This is a genomic window from Hyphomonas sp. CACIAM 19H1, assembly GCF_003325995.1.
In the GTDB taxonomy this organism is placed as follows: Bacteria; Pseudomonadota; Alphaproteobacteria; order Caulobacterales; family Hyphomonadaceae; genus Hyphomonas; species Hyphomonas polymorpha.
Window position 1 is genome coordinate 1432441 of record NZ_CP016437.1, and the last position, 18456, is coordinate 1450896.

Sequence of the window (18456 nt, forward strand, 5' to 3'; positions counted from 1 at the left end):
CACAGTTCGAAGACGCAGGATACATCCGGACGACATGCGGTTTGAACATCCCCGTTTTCCGGGTATGATCCAAACGGACTGTACCTGCGGTCAGGGGGAGCCGGCGGTGTCGGGATACGCGGACGAAGCCGCATACCAGTCTGCCAGGCCGCCGCGCGTCGAGCGCGCCGCGATTTCCGACAAAAGGCGCGCCGCATAGGTTACCGGCTCGGCTTCAGCCTGCTGGTTCAGGGGCACGGTGCGCACCCGCTCAGGCGTGGGCAGGAGATCGCCAGCGAAGGTTACGGCGTCCGGGATCACGAAGGCGTAGACCGTACCGCCTCCCTTGCTCGGCGGGATGATCTGGCCTGCGCCGGGCAAGTCGATCTTCCGTCCGGCATCCAGAACGTAATCTGCCTCAGCTGTCTTCCCGTTCGGGTACAGCCGGTTGATCCGGCCACCGGCTTCCTGCTCGAGGATCAGGAGCCGGCCAGATACCTTCAGGTCGACACTTACCGTGAGCGAGCGCCGGCTGCCGGATGTCATCTGTCCTACAGTCAGGCTGAGTTCGTCATTGCGGGCGGGCGGCACCGCGCTCGCAAGCGCTGTCATCATTTCATGGGAGGCGACGAGGGCGATCTCCGGTTTTGCCTCGACGAACCGGGCGTCCGGGACGTGGAGCTGGATGAAATCCCTGTACCGGGCGATCCGGGTGTACACCGCTTCACGCTGCTCGGCGGCGCATCGCCAGCCATAACTGACGATCCCGACCTGATAGGTTCTGCCCTTTTCGTCGAGCGCGGCTAGCGGTCCTCCCGAATCGCCGCTGCAACTGTCGCGCCTGCCTTCAAAATGGCCGGCACAGATCTGCGACAACGCATCAAACTGGTACTTCGCATATTTCTTCATGCAGTCTTCAGGGGGCTTCATCGGCAACATGACATGCAACAGAAATTGTGATCCGGCAGCCGCCGAAATGCCCTCCGCCGGGCTATCGAACGCGCTGATCCCTGCAATTTCGTCCGGATCGGCCTGCAGTCCGAATCCGGCGACGAATGCGCGCCCGCCAGTCGCGTCACTGTCCGCTTGGCCACCTGCTGAAAGGCGCGACACCTGCCCGGCCCAGGGATCGCGCAGGCGCACCAGCGCAATATCGTTGGCAGAACCGGATGTTTCCGTGCTCGGACGGTAGTCCGGATGGATCACCACGCTGCGGATGCGGTGAACATTTGAAGGGCCTGTTCCGCCCAGGTCGGCGGCGCCCCCGACAATGCTCAGGTCGGACAGGGGTGCATATCGCCACCCTCGCGTTGTCCTCCTCATCTCGTCTTCAAAACAATGGGCAGCCGTGAGGACCCATTCGGCAGAGATGAAGGTTCCGCCGCACAGATAGTCGTACTGCCTGTCGCCTGTCTGCCATCGCAGGGCGGCAAATGAAGGCCATTGTGAGGTCGTGGCTGCCTGTCCATTCACGATCCGGTCGGAGCTTCTCGCTTCTGGCGTTAGGGTGATGATCCAGTCCTCAGGGGGCGGAGCGTTGGTAGAGCCCGCCAAAACCAAGTGGCAGGCCGCAGTGGCAAGCGTAGCAATCAATGCGGGAGCGAGCCGGTAATTCATGGGTTACTCCACAAGATATCCGGCAGCGGCGACTCCGGCGGGGAGCTGCGCTTTGGATGAGGCGGAAGGCGTGTCGAACTCGGCGACCAGCAGGTCAGGATATTCGAGGCGCACTGTTTCGGGGGCCCCCTTCGTGAGGCCGAGATCGGGGATCGCCTCACTGACCAGGGCGACACGGGGAGGCAATATGAATGCAACTATCTCGCCCGGGCCAGGCTTATTCGGCCGGATGGGATCGGTCATCGTGCGTTCGCCTGGCAGCAGAAGTTCTTCACCGGCTGAGACCAGCGACTTCGATATCTCTGTATCCGCGCAAGGAAAGAGACAGGTCACCGTGCCGGTTTCACCGTCTATATCAAAGACCCATAAGCGTCCCCCCACCTTCGTCCGGATTGTCAGTGCCATCTCCTCCTGATGCGCGTGGGATCTGAGCACGAAAGCGTTTGACGATAACTCGAGTGTGACGTTTTCTGCCTGATCTTTTCCTTCCAGCCGGCTGCGCAACGCGTTGAGGCCGCTCTTCGTCATGGTCACCGCGAATTCCGGCACGGCGTCCACGAAGGGACGCGCGCCCGCCGCTTCAGTGATGAACGGGCGGAAGGCCGAGACACGGGTGTAGAGGCCGGGGGAGTTTTCGGCGCCGCAGCTGAAGCCCGAACTGATGATCCCGACCTGGTAGATCCTGCCTTGAAGGTCCCGGGCAATCAGGGGGCCACCGCTGTCGCCCTGGCAGGCGTCGACGGCGCCGGATGCAAACCCGGCACAGATCATCAGATCGGGAATGAACGCATCCAGGTCAAAATCGGAAAGGCAGGATTCCGGTGACCGGGCAGGGATTAAACCGGCCTGCAGGACGGGCGTAAAGGCCTGATGTAGCACGCCGTCAACACGAAAGCTCTGAAGGGTGGATGTCTCGCGCTCCGTATTTCCGTGGCCGGCAAAGAATACCTGGCCAAAAAACCGGTCCACATCCGAGGCGCGGCTCCCCGAAAGGCGGATCACCGGCCCTACCCAGGTCCGGTCAAGCCGGATCAACGCAATGTCATTGACGGGTGTGTGGCGACGGCCCTCGCGGCTGTAGTTGCCGTGGATGCGCACATCGACCGCCCGATAAACGTGTTCGGGCCTGACAGCGGTCAGGTCGGCCTGTCCGAGGACGATTTCAAGCGTCCCCTTTCCCGGTCTCGACCAGACACCGGTGGTCGCGTCTCGCGATGCACCTTCGACACAGTGGGCGGCGGTGAGGATCCAGTCTTCAGAAATGGCACTGGCACCACAGTCATAAAGAACAGCGCCGCCCACCTGGCCCCTCAATGAGGCGAAAAAGCGCCAGTCGCGCCCACGGGCTTGGACCGCGCCGACCCCTTTATCGAGACCGGGCACCCCGGGAGCCCATTCCGGGATAGCGTCGAATGGCCGGAAATGTTCATCCGGCGCGCCAATATCTGATGCAGCGGCGCAACCGGACATGATCAACATGAGCATGGTGCACACGAGGCTGACGATCCAATGATGCATTTCGGTGGCCCCGCCGCTGACTGCCCGGTTGCGCCCTGCGCAATCCTGCGTATTGAATAAGGCCGTCAATGTCCCATGCCAAGGGAATGCGAATGACTCGAGAACGACCCAAGCGGGGTCCGCGCCCGCTGGCCCTGGTTTGCGCCTTACTGACCACGGGCTTTCTGGCAACAGGACTGTCCGCAAACGGATCGCCGGCGCCGCCAGCGCAAGTCACGCCTTCGGAGGGTCAGTCGATGGCCGCAATGCCGACGGGCACGCTGGCAAGTCCCCTGGTCACGGATATGACAGACTCCGAACAGCCTGGCCTGACGGTAGAAGGAGAGGGTGTGGCGGGCCCTTCGGCGGGCCTTTCCCCACCCACACTTCAGGCAGAAATACTGAACGTCGTCGACGATCTGGCCGCCAGCAAGCAGGGCCTCGGCTACGACCTGTCAAGTTTCTACACCGAGCCTCTGATGTATGGTGCCAGCACACTGGCCGGCAAAGGGTCACCGAAGACGATGTGCGTCGGCGCCGTCACGGAAATCATGATCCGCGCCATTAATCGCTGGGCAGAACAGAACCCGGATATTGACGTATACGGACAGCTGCCGGCATCGAAGTGGCAGGGCGGTTCGCTCCAGTCGCTGCGGCCCTGGCTGTTTGTCTGGAAGCTAGAGAAGGAGATCCCGTCCTACAAACGAGCCTACGGGGCGGGCACACATGACGCGCTGATCCTGTTCGGGATGGGGCAGGGCGTGAAATTTTCCGACGCGGCGCCGGGCGACTTCGTCAATTTCAGCCGGAACAACGGCAGCGGACATGCGGCAGTGTTCCTGAGCTATCTTAAGGCTGACTTCGAAGAAACCGAAACGTTCGGTCCTGATGTTATGGGCTTCAAATACTTCTCTGCCCAGGGATCGGGCGAGGCGGGGCTTGATTACCGATACGCTTATTTTGATGGCTATTGCCCGGCCAGGCGCCCTGCGCCCACGCGGCGCGATTGCGGCGTGCTGAAATCGGACAACGCTGCAACGTTCTCGATGGCCAGGCTTTATGCTCCGTCGCACTGGCGTACGGGCGATACCCGGTATTTTCTTGAGGAGGTTTTCGAAAAAGGACGTTCGTTCGAGGAGATCAATGCCGAGCGGTACGCCGGCGAGCCCAAGGCGCTCGGGAACAGGACGATCCAGCAAATTATACCCTATATAACACAGCTTGTTTCAGAGCCGGCGGTTAATTTCTCCGGGGAGACGACCGATTGAAATCTTGAGCCGTTTTGACTGGATCGATTTATGTTGAAGCGTGAGACGGCATCTCCAACTGGAACATTACCAGCTATGTCGGCCGGATTGTTCCCGAACTCGCCAGGGCGCGCTTCGGGCACGAACAGTTTCCGACAGTGAACGATGCAGGACGCCAGTTTGATCTGGTCACGGCCGGCCCCGGGGAGCGGACGGCCAGGTAAACCTCGACCGCGGAGGAAAGGGCGTATCGGACAAACGCCGCGCGCCGGAAGCGCTCTCAGCGGAGAGACCAGGTCCGCATGCATCTCGACGCGTGATGAATATACCCATATGCTCGTTTAAGTTTCAGCGGGGGGCTGAACAGGAGCTCAAATATCGATGGGACAATCAGACAGGACGGGGTCGGCCTCACGGGCACCAACAGAGGTGGACCGGGTCGTGGGGGAGAATCTGCGCCAGGCGCGGCTCCGGCGGGGCCAGACCCTGGCGGAAGTCTCCGAGGCGATGGGGGTGAGCCATCAGCAGCTCCAGAAATACGAGACCGGCGCCAACCGGCTCAGCGCCGGCATGATCGACAGGGCGTCCACGGTGCTGGGCGTGCCGATTGCCTCATTGTTTAAGCGATCCGGAGCGCTGCAGACGGAAGGCAGGGCCGATAAGGCGGCGCGCCGGCGCGATGCGCTGAGGGAAGAGGCGGGCTGGCTGCTGGCGCGCACGGAGTCAGAAGCCGATCTCAAACAGATGGTCGCGGTGTTGCGGGCGCTCGCCCGGAAGGACTGAGCTTTTTCTTTCCAAAGTAGATCGGATGTTCTAGTATAGGGTACCAATCAGGAGTATCCTCATGATGTATTGTATTGATCGCCGCACCGGTTCCGGACTGGCCGGGAGGATTGAAGACACGGCAGGGAGCGCTACGCCTGTGACCCGGCAGGAGGCATAATGGCATGTTCCGGGTAATCGGTCCCCGTGCTCACACGCAGAACCGCGACAGGCTGGCCCGCCTGTTCGACCTGCGCGAGACGGTGGTCCGGGCGGCGGGCCCGGGCGTCTATGCATGCGCGGTTCCGGAGCCGGGGCGCGACCGGTTCGATACCGCAGAATCCGTCTATGTGCTGGCCGGAGACGGCGGCGTTCTGCAGGGATGCATCCGGCTTAATCCGACGACCTCCCCGCACATGCTCGGAGACTTTCTGGCGCCCCACTGCGACGGGCCGGCCGGTCCCGGGATCTGGGAAGGCTCGCGGCTTGTGGTCGATACGGGCAGCGTTCCCGACCTGCTCGACCAGTTTGAACTTCGCTGCCGGCTGGCCCTGGGCATGACTGCCTGGTGCCTTGATGAGGGGATCGGGCAGATCGTCTGGCTGGTCCGCCATGCGCATTTCAGCAAGGTGGCGGAGACATTCCGGACGCAGGCGCTCGGTCAGCCCATCCATCTTGCAGAAGGTGGGGGATGGATCCCGGCCATGTCCGCGATCGACCTCGAGGCATTGGACCACCTCATCGAACGCCTGCGCATCGCCCCGGAGATCGTCGCGGACCTGATTGCGGCCGGGCTTGATCAGACCGGCGCATGCATCGCCTGATGACCGCCGGGAACTGGTCCGGGAACGGACAAGGTTTAGGGGACGACGGAGCGGCCTGGCTGGCGGGCGGATGCGGCCCCATCCCCTTAGAGGGGAACTCAAATCAATCAACGCATGTCAGATGGACAGGCCGGGACTGGCCCGGCTAATCCATGGAGACACGAAATGCGTAACAGGCTTTGGGACTTCAGATATACGACGATAGATCTTGAGGATCTCGATGTGTCGGTCGAGTTCGTTCACCCCAGATCTCAGGCCAGGGTGACAGTGAAGTTCAGGGTCGACGAGTCGGCCCTTGAGGGCAGGGCCCGGGACCTGAAAGGCCGGATTGAGCTGATCGCGCGGGAGCAGCTGCTGAGCCTGGCCGCCTCGCTACAGAAGACCGGGGCGCTCAACGCGTCAGACTGAACATCACCAGCAGGAAGACCGCAGCGCCCGCAATCAGCCACACCCAGGCCGGTGGCGGGCGCGGCGTGTAATCTCCTGACTTGTCCCGGTCCCAGCCACTCATGGCTTATACCGCCGCATGCTGCGGGGATCTTCCCTGTTCACGGCGCCAGCTCCACCGAAATCGGGCAGTGATCGGAGGGCTGATCGCCCGGGTCATAGGTGGTTTCCCGGAATGAGCCCGCGCGCTTGCCAGCAAAGGCGGCGTCGTTGAGGACGAGGAAATCGATGAAGTCGGTATAGCGCGGGTTACAGGACGGGCCGGTGCCAGCGCCTGCAATATGCAGGCCTGTGGGGACGCCGTCATTGAGCCTGGCCCAGACCGGGTCGCCAGCGGTTTCCAGGCGGCGGTTGAAATCGCCTCCGACAATCACGGCATGTCCGGCTGCGCTGCGCGTATCAATCCAGTCTTCCAGGACCTGGGCCTGAGCAAAGAGCGCCGGGCAGCGGTCTGAGCTCTCGCCCGCAAAGCATCCGGAGGCGAGATGCACGCTCAGTATGTCCACAGGCTGCGCGCCGGGCAGGTTGATGGCCACGCCGTAGCGGGTGCGCCGGTCCCCGGCGAGATCGAGCGCGCTGAGGTCGGGCAGGCGCTCATGCAGTATGCCGTCACGCACGGCGATGGCAGTGTTCTGAGCGCGCAGACGGGCGCCATCCTCCCGGCCCCGGCAGAGAGGGTAGTCGCCGGCCGGGCCGCGGTCTTCGACGTGAAAGGTCCAGCCCTCTCCGAACACACGGGCGAGCGCGGCTTCCCCGTCGACTTCCTGAAGCAGCCAGATGTCGGCGTCGACCCGGGTGATATAGTCAGCGACGAGGTCAAGTCCGGCCTCATCGCGGGGCATGCAGCCAGCGCCCGGCTCGGCGGTGAGGTGTTCCATGTTCCAGGCTGCCAGGCGCAGCGGCGGGGCTTCCTGCTCCGTCGCGCGGGGCGCGCTGATCTGGCACGCGCAGATAAGCAGGGCGGCGCTGAGACCGGATAGAAATTTAAGCATCACTGCCTCTCCAAATCTTTTGACTCTGCCTAGCTGCATCTGGTCCTGAAGTCATGACCACTTGTAGAGGCATCTTTGCTGGCGCTGTATTCGGCTCGCAGGAGCCCCTGGAAAATCATTGCGCGGCGGCAAGACCCGGAATTGGAGGATGTTCTGGGCAGAGATATAGGTACCGGAATTTTCTTGGGTCAGATGGTCCAGAAACAAGGTCAGGTTCACCTAGTGCTGACCCCGACTTTGGTCCGACCGTCATGCGACTTTTCGGGCTGGTTCAAGTAGGGCCGCAAAGGCGCTTGGCGTCAAGTTTCCAAGCGCTGAATGCGGCCGGTTTTCATTGTAATCCTCTCGCCATTCATTTAGCCGGCTTCGGGCGTCGGCCATCGACAGGAACCAGGCGGCGTTGAGGCACTCCTGCCGAAGCCGGCTGTTGAACGCCTCAATGTAAGCATTATCCGTGGGTTTTCCGGGCCTTGAGAAGTCGAGCTCGACTTTGTTGAGATACGCCCATTGATCGAGCACCCGCCCGGCGAACTCCGGACCGTTGTCGACTCGAATGCTTCGGGGTACTTGAAACCAGCATTTAAGTTGCCGGAGGGAATATGGCTAAGAAGGCCGGATCTGAAGGACCCGCTGCCAGGCGTCAGTTAAGTCCTCGCAAGCCTTCTCGCGAACGCGGTGTGATTCGCTTTGCAGCGCTCGTGGATGCGGTCGAGGTGCTTCTCGCCGATCATAGTCCCGATGAGATTGGATTGTATCAGATTGCCGATCAGGCGAACGTGCCACCCGGGTCAGTGTATCACTTTTTCCCGACCAAAGAGGCGGCTTTTCTCGCGCTTGCCAATCGCTACCTCAGCGGATTCGAAGCGCTCACCCTCAAGCCGATCGCTCCTTCAGCGCTTGAGAGCTGGCAGTCGCTTATGGCCTGGGATCAAAAACAGGCCATGCATTTCTATAATCGCCATCCGGCTGCCTTGAAGTTGCTTCTGGGCGGTTTCGGGGGGCTGGAAACCAGACAGGCTGACGCTCAGTATAATATCGAGGCCGGCAAAGAGATGTATCACCGCCTCGATACCGTCTTTCATATGCCTTTCGTCCGGGATCCGGAGACTAAATTTCATATCACTATAGAAATTCTCGATGCGGTGTGGCGCATTTCCTATCTCAAACATGGTCGCATTACTGAGAAATTCTATCTCGAAGCGGTCGATGCCTGCACCGCATATTGTCGTTTGTTCCTTCCCGAGCGTATTGAGCTGCGCGAGGTTCATCGCACGAACCTTGCCGCTGGCAAACCGGTCTGCATCGTCGGCCAGATGACTGAGGCGGGCGGGGAAGAACCGGGCAGGTGATCCGATTACCCGAAAGAGGGAGGGGCGCGCGCAGGGGCCTGCGCCGCGCTCACCGCGCGTACGTCACAGGTTCGCTGAACCTCGGATCATAATGAAGATCCCAGTAAGCCTCCCAGATCATCCGTGTAACCGGACCGACTGTTCCTTTACCCACAATGTTCCCATCCAGAAGGACGAGTGGCATTATGCCGCCCGCCGTCGAACACATGAATAATTCATCGCATTCGTAGAGTGCCTGGACGGGTATCTCGGTGACATGTGTTTTCAAGCCGCGAGCAGACGCAATCTCCAGAACTGTCCTGCGGGTGATGCCCTCCAGTACTCCTCGACGGGGGGTGTAAAGCTCTCCGTTCCTGACAAGGACGATATTGTAGCCAGCGCCCTCAGTGGCGTTACCGTCTCCGTCAGGGAGAATGGGGAAGAAAGCGTCGCGGTCACCTGCTTCCATCAGGCCCCGGACGAGATCGCCCCACTGAAGGTTCTTGATTGTGGGATCGAGCGCCCCCGGGGGTGTACGGCGTACCGTCCGTGTCACGACAGCCGGGGCGCCATGGTGCTGGTACTCCAGGGGAAGAATCCAGACATAAGGCACTGCCATAAGATAGAGGTTCGGGACGATATCTTCGGCTTGTGCGCCTCGCAGGAACTTCAACCCGCGAGTCACAATGATCTCGACATAGGCATCCTGCAGCCCGCTCCTGGAGATGAGATCAATAACCAGGCCGCGCAGCTCGGGCCTCGCCATAGGAAGCGGGAGCCGCATTTTGGCGCAGCTTGTTTCCAGACGGTCGAGGTGATCATCGAGCCGGAAGATCCGGCCATTCCAGACTGCGGGGACGTCATAGGTCAGGTCCGAATGCAGGAAGCCCTGATCCAGTATCGGAATGCGCGCTTGTCCGACCGGCACAAACTCATTTTCGATCCAGGCAATACCGTCTGCAAATTCGTCTGTCCGCTTTGCGCGGTGCTCGGCCCGCGCTTGAAACTCAGTCAGCAGTTTCTCAAACATCAGCATTGCTGTCCCCTGTCGTATCTTCGGTCTCAGGATGTCACCCGAAACGGATGCGCAAAGAAAGTCAATAAATATCGATTTACTTACCGCATTTTGTGCCCCACCTTGTTTAAGGATGGCCGTAAAAGCTGCTGCCCTTTCCGTTGCCTGCTAGAGGCGCGCAATCAGTCCGGCGAACGGCCCCAGCTGGCTTCCTTCTGTCGCCCCTGTCGTCAGAAGGTGTTCATGCGCCATCTCTGCCAGGGATGCTTGCTGCGTGTCCGGACCTAAATTGAACAGGCAGAGCAACCGCTCATCCTGATGCCGGCGCTCGAAGGCGAGGAGGGGTGCGGCCGTGTCAATAAACTCTATCCGGCCCCATCTCAGGGCGGCGCTGGCCCTGCGGACAGCCAGAGCCGAGCGGGTAAAGGCGAGCAGGGAATCGGAAGCGCGCTCCTGCGTTTCGACAGACAGGTGGCGGTGCCCGGGGCACGCAGGCAGCCAGGGCCGGGCGGCACTAAAACCCAGGTTGGGCGCATCCGCCTGCCAGGGCATCGGCGTGCGCGCGCCATCGCGCGAAAGCGTAAGCGGCCAGTTTGCGATAGCTTCGGGATCACGCAGATCCTCGAATGCGAGATCGGAATGTGGCAGGCCAAGTTCCTCACCATTGTATATGAAGATATTTCCCCTGAGGGAGGTCAGCAGGAGCGTTTTCAGCCGCGCGAACTCAGAGAAATGCTCTTGCTCCGTCCAGCGCGACAGCGCGCGGGGCACATCGTGATTTTCGAACGCCCAACTGGGCCATCCTGTTTCCGGATCATCGGGCCATTTTTCGAGGACGGAGCGAACCCCTGACGGCGTGAGCTGGCGGGCATAGAAGAAATCGAATCCGTAAGCTGACTGAAGCCTGTTTTTCCCAGCGGTGAACAGTTTCATTTCGCGGTCAGTATCGGCGCCGCCAACTTCGGCAACGGCGAAACGATCCCCATATCTTTCAAGGAGTTGGCGTACGCGTTCCAGAAAGATCGGGATGTCGGGATGGCTTTGATTGAACAGGTGGCGCTGAAAGTCATGCGGACGGCTGCGTCGTCGACCATCCTCTGGCGCCGCAGGATTATCTGTCAGCGCCGGATCGTGCATCATGTAGTTCAGCGCATCCAACCGGAATCCGTCAACGCCGCGATCAAGCCAGAAGCGCGCGATCGCGAGTAACGCGTCCTGAACTTCCGCAGAGTGCCCGTTGAGCTGCGGCTGGGCCGAGAGGAAGTTGTGCATGTAATATTGGCCGCGGCGCGCATCCCATGTCCAGGCAGGCCCGCCAAACACCGACTGCCAGTTAGTGGGCGGCGTGCCGTCGGCTTTCGCGTCCGCCCAGACATACCAGTTGGCTTTAGGATTGTTTCGGCTGGAACGGCTCTGGGCAAACCATTCATGCTGGTCGGAGGTGTGCGCCCAGACCAGGTCGACCAATATCCGAAGACCCAGAGCGTGGGCGCGCTCGATCAGTCTGTCAAAGTCCGGCAACGTCCCGAATTGCGGGTCGATATCGAGATAGTCGCTCACATCGTAACCGTAGTCGGCCTGCGGACTTTTGAAAAAGGGGGATATCCAGATGGCATCTACACCCAGTGAGGCAATATAATCGAGGTGCGCGGTTATGCCCGGAAGGTCTCCGATCCCGTCACCGTTGGAATCACTAAAGCTGCGGGGATAGATCTGATAAATCGTCGCGCCGTGCCACCAGGGTTCGCTCATACTGGATACTCTCTTGTTGTGGACTGCGTCCGCGGCCCGCTTGCGAGCTTCGCGCTTCAGGGGTGTCCTGCGGTGACTGTTCCGTGCGAGGTTCGGTCATTACGCACCCTAATATATTCGATAAATATTGACAATATGCTCGGGCTACCGGAATTAAACGTCGAGGCTCGCGGCGCACCGGAAGCTTTGCGATGCCCCGTGACTGAGATCCTGACTGACCACGGGCGCACCCGTTGCCAGCCGCAATAGGTCCCGGCGTCAGCGCGGGCTCGGCAAAACGGCGGTTTGCCGCCGTCATTGCGCGAGCGCCTTTGCGGAGTTGGTTCGGCGCCGAGCCCTGCGCGGGACTTAGCCTTTTGTGAGAGTGAAGCGCCCAGTCAAAGGATCAAACGCCACCTCGGCGCTGTCAAAGGATGCCGCGATCTGCGTGCGCAGGGCTGCGTCTGAAGGCTGCGCGTGACTAAGAGTGTTCTGGTCGACGACCCACAGCTGGTCCGCCATTTCCAGACTGAGTTCGAGGTCATGACTCGATATCAGGATGAGGGTTCCCGTTTCACGCGCGTGCCGGCGCAGAAGGGACATGATTTCGACCCGGCCAGGAAGGTCGAGGAAGGCAGTAATTTCATCAAGGATCATGAGGCGCGGGGCCTGGGCGAGGGCGCGGGCTATCATCACGCGCTGCCGCTCGCCATCAGACAGGGCGTCGAAGAGTTTTGGCGCAAAAGCTTCGGCACGAGCCTTTCGCAATGCTTCGTCGACCGCTTTGAAGTCTTCGCTGGCAAGACGTCCCTGCCAGTCCGTGAAAGGCTGCCGGCCGATCTCGACCACATCCCGGGCATAGAGCCCGGGGCTCGAAACCCGTTCGGTCGTGACAACCGCTATGCGCCTCGATCTTTCACGCGCGCCAAGCCGGGCGATGTCGGCGCCTTCCAGAAAGGCGCCGCCGGACAGGGCCGGTTGAAGCCCCGCCAGTGTCCGCATGAGTGTGGACTTGCCCGCCCCGTTTCGGCCAATGACGCATACGAAGCTTCCCGCCGGGAGTTCAAGGTCCGGCGTAGTCACCACCGGCGCTGACAGGCCGGAATATCCGCAGGTGAGGTTCTCAAGGCGAAGCATCAGTTTCTGCCCCTCATGGCCGGAGAGAAGAGCAGCAGCAGGATCACCACCGGCGCGCCGATAATGGCCAGAATGGCGTTGAGGTGCAGGAAGTGCTGCTCCCAGGGCAGGTGGACAACGGCATCTGCCGAAATGGCGAGGAGGGCGCCGCTCAGCGCGGCGAGTGGCAGGAGCGGAAGGATGCGGGAGGTGCGGGCGATCGCGCGGGCAAAGTGGGGAACAATCAGTCCAATGAAGGTTACCGGGCCGCAGAAGGCGGTTACGGGCGCGACCAGGATCACGACTGCAGACAGTGCTAACCAGCGGAGACGGCCGACATCCGTGCCAAGGCTCCTGGCGTAGGTTTCACCCAGCAACAGCGAACTCAGCGGTTTGGCCGCGAGGATAGCCAGCACGCCGCCGGCGAGGACGGGAACCGCGAGCCAGACGAGGTCGCCGGATGTTGTGGAGGCGAAGGTGCCATCATTCCAGCCGGAATAAACCCGCCCGCCGATGCGGTTGGCGAAGTGGATGATGACGCTTACCAGTCCCTGGACAGTAAATCCCAGCATCAGGCCGATCACGAGCAGAGTGATCGTTCCGACACGGGAGGCGAGCGCGGTCATCAGGGCAGCAAACGCCGCCACGCCGAGGAGGGCGCCAGCTGTCAGGCCAATGCCCTGGAAGGCCGTGAGGAAACTTATGGCGACCGGGCCGGCGAACGCGGTTGCGGTGACAATCAGCGCCACGCCCATCTGACCGCCGGCCGTCAGGCCAAGGGACCAGGCATCGGCCATTGGATTACGGAAAAGGGCCTGCATCAGGACACCCGACATGCCGAGCGCGGCGCCGGCAATCATCCCGGTGGCAATGCGCGGCAGGCGAATATCCCGGATGATCTGGGCCCCGACCGGGTCAGCGCCCGGCGACAGGAGGGCGGTGAAAAGGCGGTCGATACTGAAAGCGACCTGGCCAGTCGTCAGTGTAAAGAGACTGACCGCCGCGAGCGACAGGATGAGCGCGGGAACGGCCAGTTTCACCTGGCTTGCCCTGAGCGGTGTGGTGGTGACTGCGTCGCTCATGGCTGAGGTGTTTTCGTGTCAGGCTGGATGTAGACAAAGGGTGCGTCGCGCAGACCGGGGTGCAGCATCCGCGTCAGGTCGGCGAGAAGGAGGTCTGGCCGGATGACGCCGGTTTCGTAAATGTCGAAGGCGTCGGCATCCGCCTTGTAGAGACCATCTGATGCGAACACGCAGCCCTCCCGCCAGGCCCGGAAGTTAGAGAGAACAGATTTGTCCGCGAAGGCCACGGAATGGGAGTCGCGCAGGATCCAGCAATCTGCTTCCCGCGCCCGTTCCAGGAGTGTTTCAGTTCCCATCCTCTGGGTGGCGTCGAGCCGCGGATTATCGGGTTCGCGCATCAGGTTTTCGGCATTGGCGTCCTCCAGAAGCGCATTCTCGAGATTGCGGGCGGTCACCATCCATCGCCCTGATCCGGCGAACCAGGCGCTCAGGACGCGCTTCTTTGGCTGGGTCGCGGCGCGCGCCTTCAACGCGTCAACGTTCCCCTCCACCATCTGAATGAACTCACTGGCTTCTGCTTCCTTGCCGGTCATAAGGCCGAGCAGGCCGACATAATCGACCGGGCCCATATAGTGGGGTTCAGATTCGAAGAAGACCGGCACAACCGGAACGCCCAGTGATCTGATGCGCTCATAATGCTCTGCGTGTCCGAGATCCCCCAGTACCATGAGGAACAGGTCCGGAGAGGCACCCACGAGCGGATCGATCAGGGGCGGCGCATGCCATCCGTACCCGACCTGGGCTAGCTCACCAGACCGCGCGCGGACCCGTATGGTGTCGTTGTAACTTTTGACCCCGCCGACCGCGACGAGGCGGTCTTCCGCGCCAAGCTCTGTCAGCATGGCTTCGAGCGTGGCGTAATTGACGGCGATCCGCTCCACGGGGGTGCGGATCAGCGTGGCGCCGGCAAGATCGCCTTCCAGCGCCGGGGGATCCATGTCTTTCGGCGCAAGCACGACACGGGCGGTCTGATCCTGGCCTTTCGCCTCGCTGCCCCAGCTTATCACCGGGGCTTTGAGGTCAACGATGCGGTATCCGTCCCGCTCATAGACCTTGAAGGTCTGCGTGTGGCTGAAGGCAAGTTCCCTTGCACCGGAAGGCGGGCCTTCCGGTGGAGATGCTGGCGCGGACGGGTCGCTGCAACCGGCAAGCAGGATTGCAGCGCTGGCCAGTATCCGTCTGATCATCAGAAGGCCCCGGAGAGTGAAATCCGGAACTGGCGAGGCGGGCCGGGCATGGCATACATCGGGGTGCTGCTATTTCCGAAATAGGAATAGTAGGAGGTGTCAAAGGCATTGGTGACCGATGCTTCCACCGCCCACCCGGCCAATGCTTCCGGCGTCATACGGGCGCTGAAGGAGAAAAGGTCATACCCGCCATCCTTGTACGCATTATCGACAGTGTAGTAGTAGTCGTCATAAGCTTCATAGGCAGCTCGCAGGTCGAGCCAGCGGGTGACTTGCTGATCGAGCTGAAGGTAAAGAATATTCTGCGGCACGCCGACAGGTGTGTTGCCGGAATAGTCCGCACCGGACACGGAATAGTCGTCCCACTCCGGATCCAGGTAGGTATAGGCGGCGCGCACGGTGGTGAACTCCGAGGGGCGAGCGGTCATCGAAAGCTCCACGCCCTGGCTCTTGTAGACGTCGCCGAAGGTAATCAGGTTCGATGGCAGGGTAAAATCATCAGCGGCATCCGGATTATCGACGATCTGGCGGCGATTCGTCTGTTCGCTGTAGAACAGCGCGCCTTCGACCGTTAGCGTATTGTCTAGGAAACGCCCCTTGGCGCCGATCTCGTAGCTGTCAATCTCGGTCGGTTTCGACTCCGGCCGGGCATACTGGACAGGATCCCACTCAAACGTGGCGCCGAAGTTGGAGTTGAAGCCCCGGCCGTAGGCGGCATATACTTGGCCCCAATCCGTGCGCCATGACAGGCTGGCCTTGGGGGAGAAGGCATCAGCTGTGGCACTGATGTCACCGCCTGTCGTCACCCCCGTGACAGGGAAGAAGGTGGCGTCCCGGCTGAAGTCATCATAGCGCAGCCCGACTGTCAGGGTCAGCCGTTCCGCAAGGCTGATCTCGTCCTGGATGAAGGCGCCGTAGAATGCGTTGTCGAACTCTGTATGGGTTCGGGTCTCGTCCGTCACGAAGCAGGGGTGATTTGCGTTCAGGACATCGCCGCTCTGATAATCGACTTCGACGAGATAGTAGGTGAAGCCGCAGGCGAAGGTGAAGCCGTTCTGACCGGTCCAGCCGATAAACTCCGTGATGTCGGACTGTTCGGCGCTGATGCCGGCGAGAATGTTGTGGCGCCCGCTTTCCCAGCGCGCGGTGGCCTCTCCAAACCACACCTTCTGGGTGGTTGCGCCGCGGAACCCGTTATAGCCGACAATGCCGGCATCCAGATTGACGCCCCACGGATCAAAGAAGTTGAGGAAGACGTCGCGCTTCATGTCGCGGTAGGAACCGGTGAAGGATAGCGAGAGCTCATCGGAGACGGCGTGCTCGAGCTTGAGCGCTGTCAGCCAGTTCTGTGACTGATTGTTCGGGCGGCCATAGCCGATGAACCCTTCATCACCGCCGTCAAAGGGAAGGACTTCGCCGTTCGCACCGAGGGGGCGCCCGTTTGGCATGTCGGAGTCGCGGTCATTATAGTTGGCATAGGCAGACAGGGTTGTGTCCGGGCCCAGGTCGGCATTCGCTTTGGCGAACAGATTCCAGAGTGTCCGGCCACCCTGCTCGCGCCAGCCACCATAATCTTCATACGTGCCGGCCAGCATCACGCCCCCAGCCTCGCCGAAGGCGCGTTCAAGAGAGAGGTCGCCGCGATAGTAATCATCACTGCCTGCGGTCAGGCGGGTGCGGACGGCGTCGCCCTCCGGATTGCGCGTGATGTAGTTCGTCGCGCCATAGAGGGCGCCCCGGCCATAGAGCGCGGAAACAGGGCCTTTGACGATTTCGATCTGATCTATGGCTTCGTAGGGAATGAGGTTGGTCTGCGTTTCCTCATAAAGTCCGATGATCGGGATCCCGTCGACGAGGCTCAGCGACCCTTCGGTTCCTGTCGATCCGCGGAAGGAGACGAAAGGAAACTCATCGCCATCCCCTTCGCCGCGCCGAAAGAACACGCCCGTCACGCCCCGGAATTCATCCGTTCCGTAGGTGAACCCGTTGCGCAGGAGTTCCTCCGTATCCTGAACGGCTATCGAGGCGGGTACGTCGATGAGCTGCTGCTCACCCCGAGTTGCCGTAACCACGATGGTCTCTTCGATACGCACGCCGTCGGCGAGATCTTCCTGAGCGTTCGCTGCCAGCCAGGGCAGCGTCAGGATGGATGTGGCGAGGAGAGCGGTTCTGGTTTTGTGGTGAGAGTTCATGGGTTTCTTGCGATCTTTCTGGGTCTTGGACTTTGAGCGGCCGGGATTGCTGCAGGATCTGATGGGGGGAAGCGCCGGGGCAGGCGCTCGCCTGAAGGGCGGGGATAGTCTGGTTCACCAGGCCGGGAAGGGATCTTCCAGGTCTTTGCGGGGGTGAAAGCCGGTGGAGGGGGACGGCGCGCCGGGATCGGTCAGGCAGCTGTCCAACCGGGCGGTCAGCGCGGCCTGATCCATCCCGATACCGATAAAGACGATTTCCTGCCGGCGGTCTCCGAAGCGCGGATCCCAGACGGTTTCGATATACCGGGCAAAGTCGGGGGAGGCGGGGCGGTCCTCTTCGGGCACGGCCGCCCACCAGCGGCCCATCCGCTCGTTCCGGACGAGGGCGCCGGCCTGGCTGAGCTCGGCCATCCAGTCCGGCCGGGTCGCAAGCCAGAAAAAGCCCTTGGCCCTGACGACATTGGGCCAGGCCGAATGGATGAATTCGTGGAACTTTCGCGGATCGAAGGGGCGGCGCGCCCGGTAGACAAAGCTTTCGATGCCATACTCTTCGCTTTCCGGCATATGGTCTGTGAACCCGTAGAGTTCCTTCGCCCAGAGGGGGTGATTGTGGGCCTTCTCAAAATCGAACCGGCCGGTGCCTAGGACCTTGCTGGTTTCAACGAGTGAATAGTCTGTCTCGATAATCTCTGCGTCCGTGTTCAGACCTCGCAGGAGCTTACGGACGACCTCCAGATCCTGCGGCGCGATCATGCTGACCTTGTTGAGGATGATCACGTCGGCAAATTCGATCTGGTCCACCAGAAGCTGAACCAGCGGGCGCTGATCAGCCTCTCCGAGGCTTTCGCCGCGATCGGCGAGGAATTCCTCGCTTTCATAGTCCCGCAGGATGTTGGCCGCATCGACAACGGTGACCATGGTGTCGATCCGCGCAAGATCACCGAGTGAAAATCCTTCCTCGCCACGAAAGTCGAAGGTGGCCGCAACGGGCAGGGGCTCGGAGATCCCGGTGGATTCGATGAGGAGGTATTCGAAACGGCCGTCGCGGGAGAGCCGCGAAACCTCCTTGAGCAGATCATCCCGGAGGGTGCAGCAGATGCAGCCGTTCGACATCTCGACCAGCGTTTCATCGGTTCGGGAAAGTTCACCGCCTTTCTGGCGGACAAGCTCTGCGTCGATATGCACCTCGCTCATATCATTGACGATGACGGCAACCCGCTTGCCGTCCCGGTTGTTGAGGATGTGGTTGAGCAGGGTAGTTTTGCCCGCGCCCAGGAAGCCAGACAGCACGGTGACGGGCAGTTTTTCATTTTGGGGCATCGGCGGGCTCGACAGAATTGTAATGTGATAATATCACAATCATGATGACAATGAAGTTTCAAGGCACTCCCTGATGTTAAATTGTGAATCCGGGTTCGGAGACGGCGTTTCGTGCGCTGG

15 protein-coding genes and 1 pseudogene are annotated in these 18456 nt (G+C 61.1%); 5 read left to right on the forward strand and 11 right to left on the reverse strand.

The genetic code is table 11. The annotated features are described in order from the left end of the window. Positions 1–90 precede the first annotated feature (90 nt). On the reverse strand, positions 91–1452 hold the full coding sequence (locus tag BBF93_RS06765; protein ID WP_162786453.1) for a serine protease: 1362 nt from the start codon (positions 1450–1452) through the stop codon (positions 91–93). Positions 1453–1599: 147 nt separating this feature from the next. Continuing rightward, a complete protein-coding gene (locus tag BBF93_RS06770; RefSeq protein WP_114105415.1) occupies positions 1600–3114 on the reverse strand; it encodes a trypsin-like serine protease in 1515 nt (504 codons plus the stop codon). Positions 3115–3182: 68 nt separating this feature from the next. On the opposite strand from BBF93_RS06770, the gene BBF93_RS06775 reads away from it, so the two are divergent. The 4 genes from BBF93_RS06775 to BBF93_RS06790 all read left to right on the forward strand — a co-directional run bounded on the left by BBF93_RS06775 (position 3183) and on the right by BBF93_RS06790 (position 6334). Continuing rightward, complete coding sequence (locus tag BBF93_RS06775) at positions 3183–4361, forward strand: hypothetical protein (RefSeq protein ID WP_162786454.1); 1179 nt, start codon at positions 3183–3185, stop codon at positions 4359–4361. Between the two features lie 360 nt (positions 4362–4721). Next, positions 4722–5123: a helix-turn-helix domain-containing protein gene (locus BBF93_RS06780; protein WP_114105417.1), complete on the forward strand. Its 402-nt coding sequence runs from the start codon at positions 4722–4724 to the stop codon at positions 5121–5123. A gap of 164 nt (positions 5124–5287) precedes the next feature. Further along, the gene (locus BBF93_RS06785; protein ID WP_114105418.1) at positions 5288–5926 is read left to right on the forward strand and encodes an acyl-homoserine-lactone synthase; all 639 of its coding nucleotides are present in this window, start codon (positions 5288–5290) and stop codon (positions 5924–5926) included. Positions 5927–6091: 165 nt separating this feature from the next. After that, a complete protein-coding gene (locus BBF93_RS06790) occupies positions 6092–6334 on the forward strand; it encodes a hypothetical protein (RefSeq protein WP_114105419.1) in 243 nt (80 codons plus the stop codon). A 140-nt stretch (positions 6335–6474) separates the two neighbouring features. Here the strand turns inward: BBF93_RS06790 and BBF93_RS06795 are convergent, their stop codons facing one another. Both BBF93_RS06795 and BBF93_RS06800 read right to left on the reverse strand, forming a co-directional pair. Then, complete coding sequence (locus BBF93_RS06795; RefSeq protein ID WP_162786455.1) at positions 6475–7365, reverse strand: endonuclease/exonuclease/phosphatase family protein; 891 nt, start codon at positions 7363–7365, stop codon at positions 6475–6477. A 249-nt stretch (positions 7366–7614) separates the two neighbouring features. Next, positions 7615–7929: pseudogene (locus tag BBF93_RS06800) on the reverse strand (integrase core domain-containing protein); the annotation flags it as partial. Positions 7930–7964: 35 nt separating this feature from the next. On the opposite strand from BBF93_RS06800, the gene BBF93_RS06805 reads away from it, so the two are divergent. Beyond that, positions 7965–8714 carry a TetR/AcrR family transcriptional regulator gene (locus tag BBF93_RS06805; RefSeq protein WP_114105421.1) on the forward strand — a complete coding sequence of 250 codons (750 nt, stop codon included), beginning with the start codon at positions 7965–7967 and terminating at the stop codon, positions 8712–8714. 49 nt (positions 8715–8763) lie between these two features. Here the strand turns inward: BBF93_RS06805 and BBF93_RS06810 are convergent, their stop codons facing one another. From BBF93_RS06810 to BBF93_RS06840, 7 genes are all read right to left on the reverse strand, one after another. After that, entirely contained in the window at positions 8764–9729 is a 966-nt protein-coding gene (locus tag BBF93_RS06810; RefSeq protein ID WP_114105422.1) for an aminotransferase class IV, read from the reverse strand. Positions 9730–9876: 147 nt separating this feature from the next. Next, entirely contained in the window at positions 9877–11460 is a 1584-nt protein-coding gene (locus tag BBF93_RS06815) for an alpha-glucosidase (RefSeq protein WP_114105423.1), read from the reverse strand. A gap of 348 nt (positions 11461–11808) precedes the next feature. Next, positions 11809–12576: an ABC transporter ATP-binding protein gene (locus BBF93_RS06820; protein WP_114105424.1), complete on the reverse strand. Its 768-nt coding sequence runs from the start codon at positions 12574–12576 to the stop codon at positions 11809–11811. After that, positions 12576–13637 (reverse strand): iron ABC transporter permease, encoded by a 1062-nt coding sequence (locus BBF93_RS06825; RefSeq protein ID WP_114105425.1) that lies wholly within the window; start codon positions 13635–13637, stop codon positions 12576–12578. Before BBF93_RS06825 ends, BBF93_RS06820 begins: the two co-directional genes overlap by 1 nt. Further along, entirely contained in the window at positions 13634–14824 is a 1191-nt protein-coding gene (locus tag BBF93_RS06830; RefSeq protein ID WP_114105426.1) for an ABC transporter substrate-binding protein, read from the reverse strand. Before BBF93_RS06830 ends, BBF93_RS06825 begins: the two co-directional genes overlap by 4 nt. Beyond that, positions 14824–17016, reverse strand: a complete 2193-nt coding sequence (locus BBF93_RS06835) for a TonB-dependent siderophore receptor (protein WP_114105427.1) — start codon at positions 17014–17016, stop codon at positions 14824–14826. Before BBF93_RS06835 ends, BBF93_RS06830 begins: the two co-directional genes overlap by 1 nt. A 114-nt stretch (positions 17017–17130) precedes the next feature. Next, positions 17131–18336, reverse strand: coding sequence for a GTP-binding protein (locus BBF93_RS06840; RefSeq protein WP_114105428.1), 1206 nt, complete (start codon positions 18334–18336; stop codon positions 17131–17133). Positions 18337–18456 lie beyond the last annotated feature (120 nt).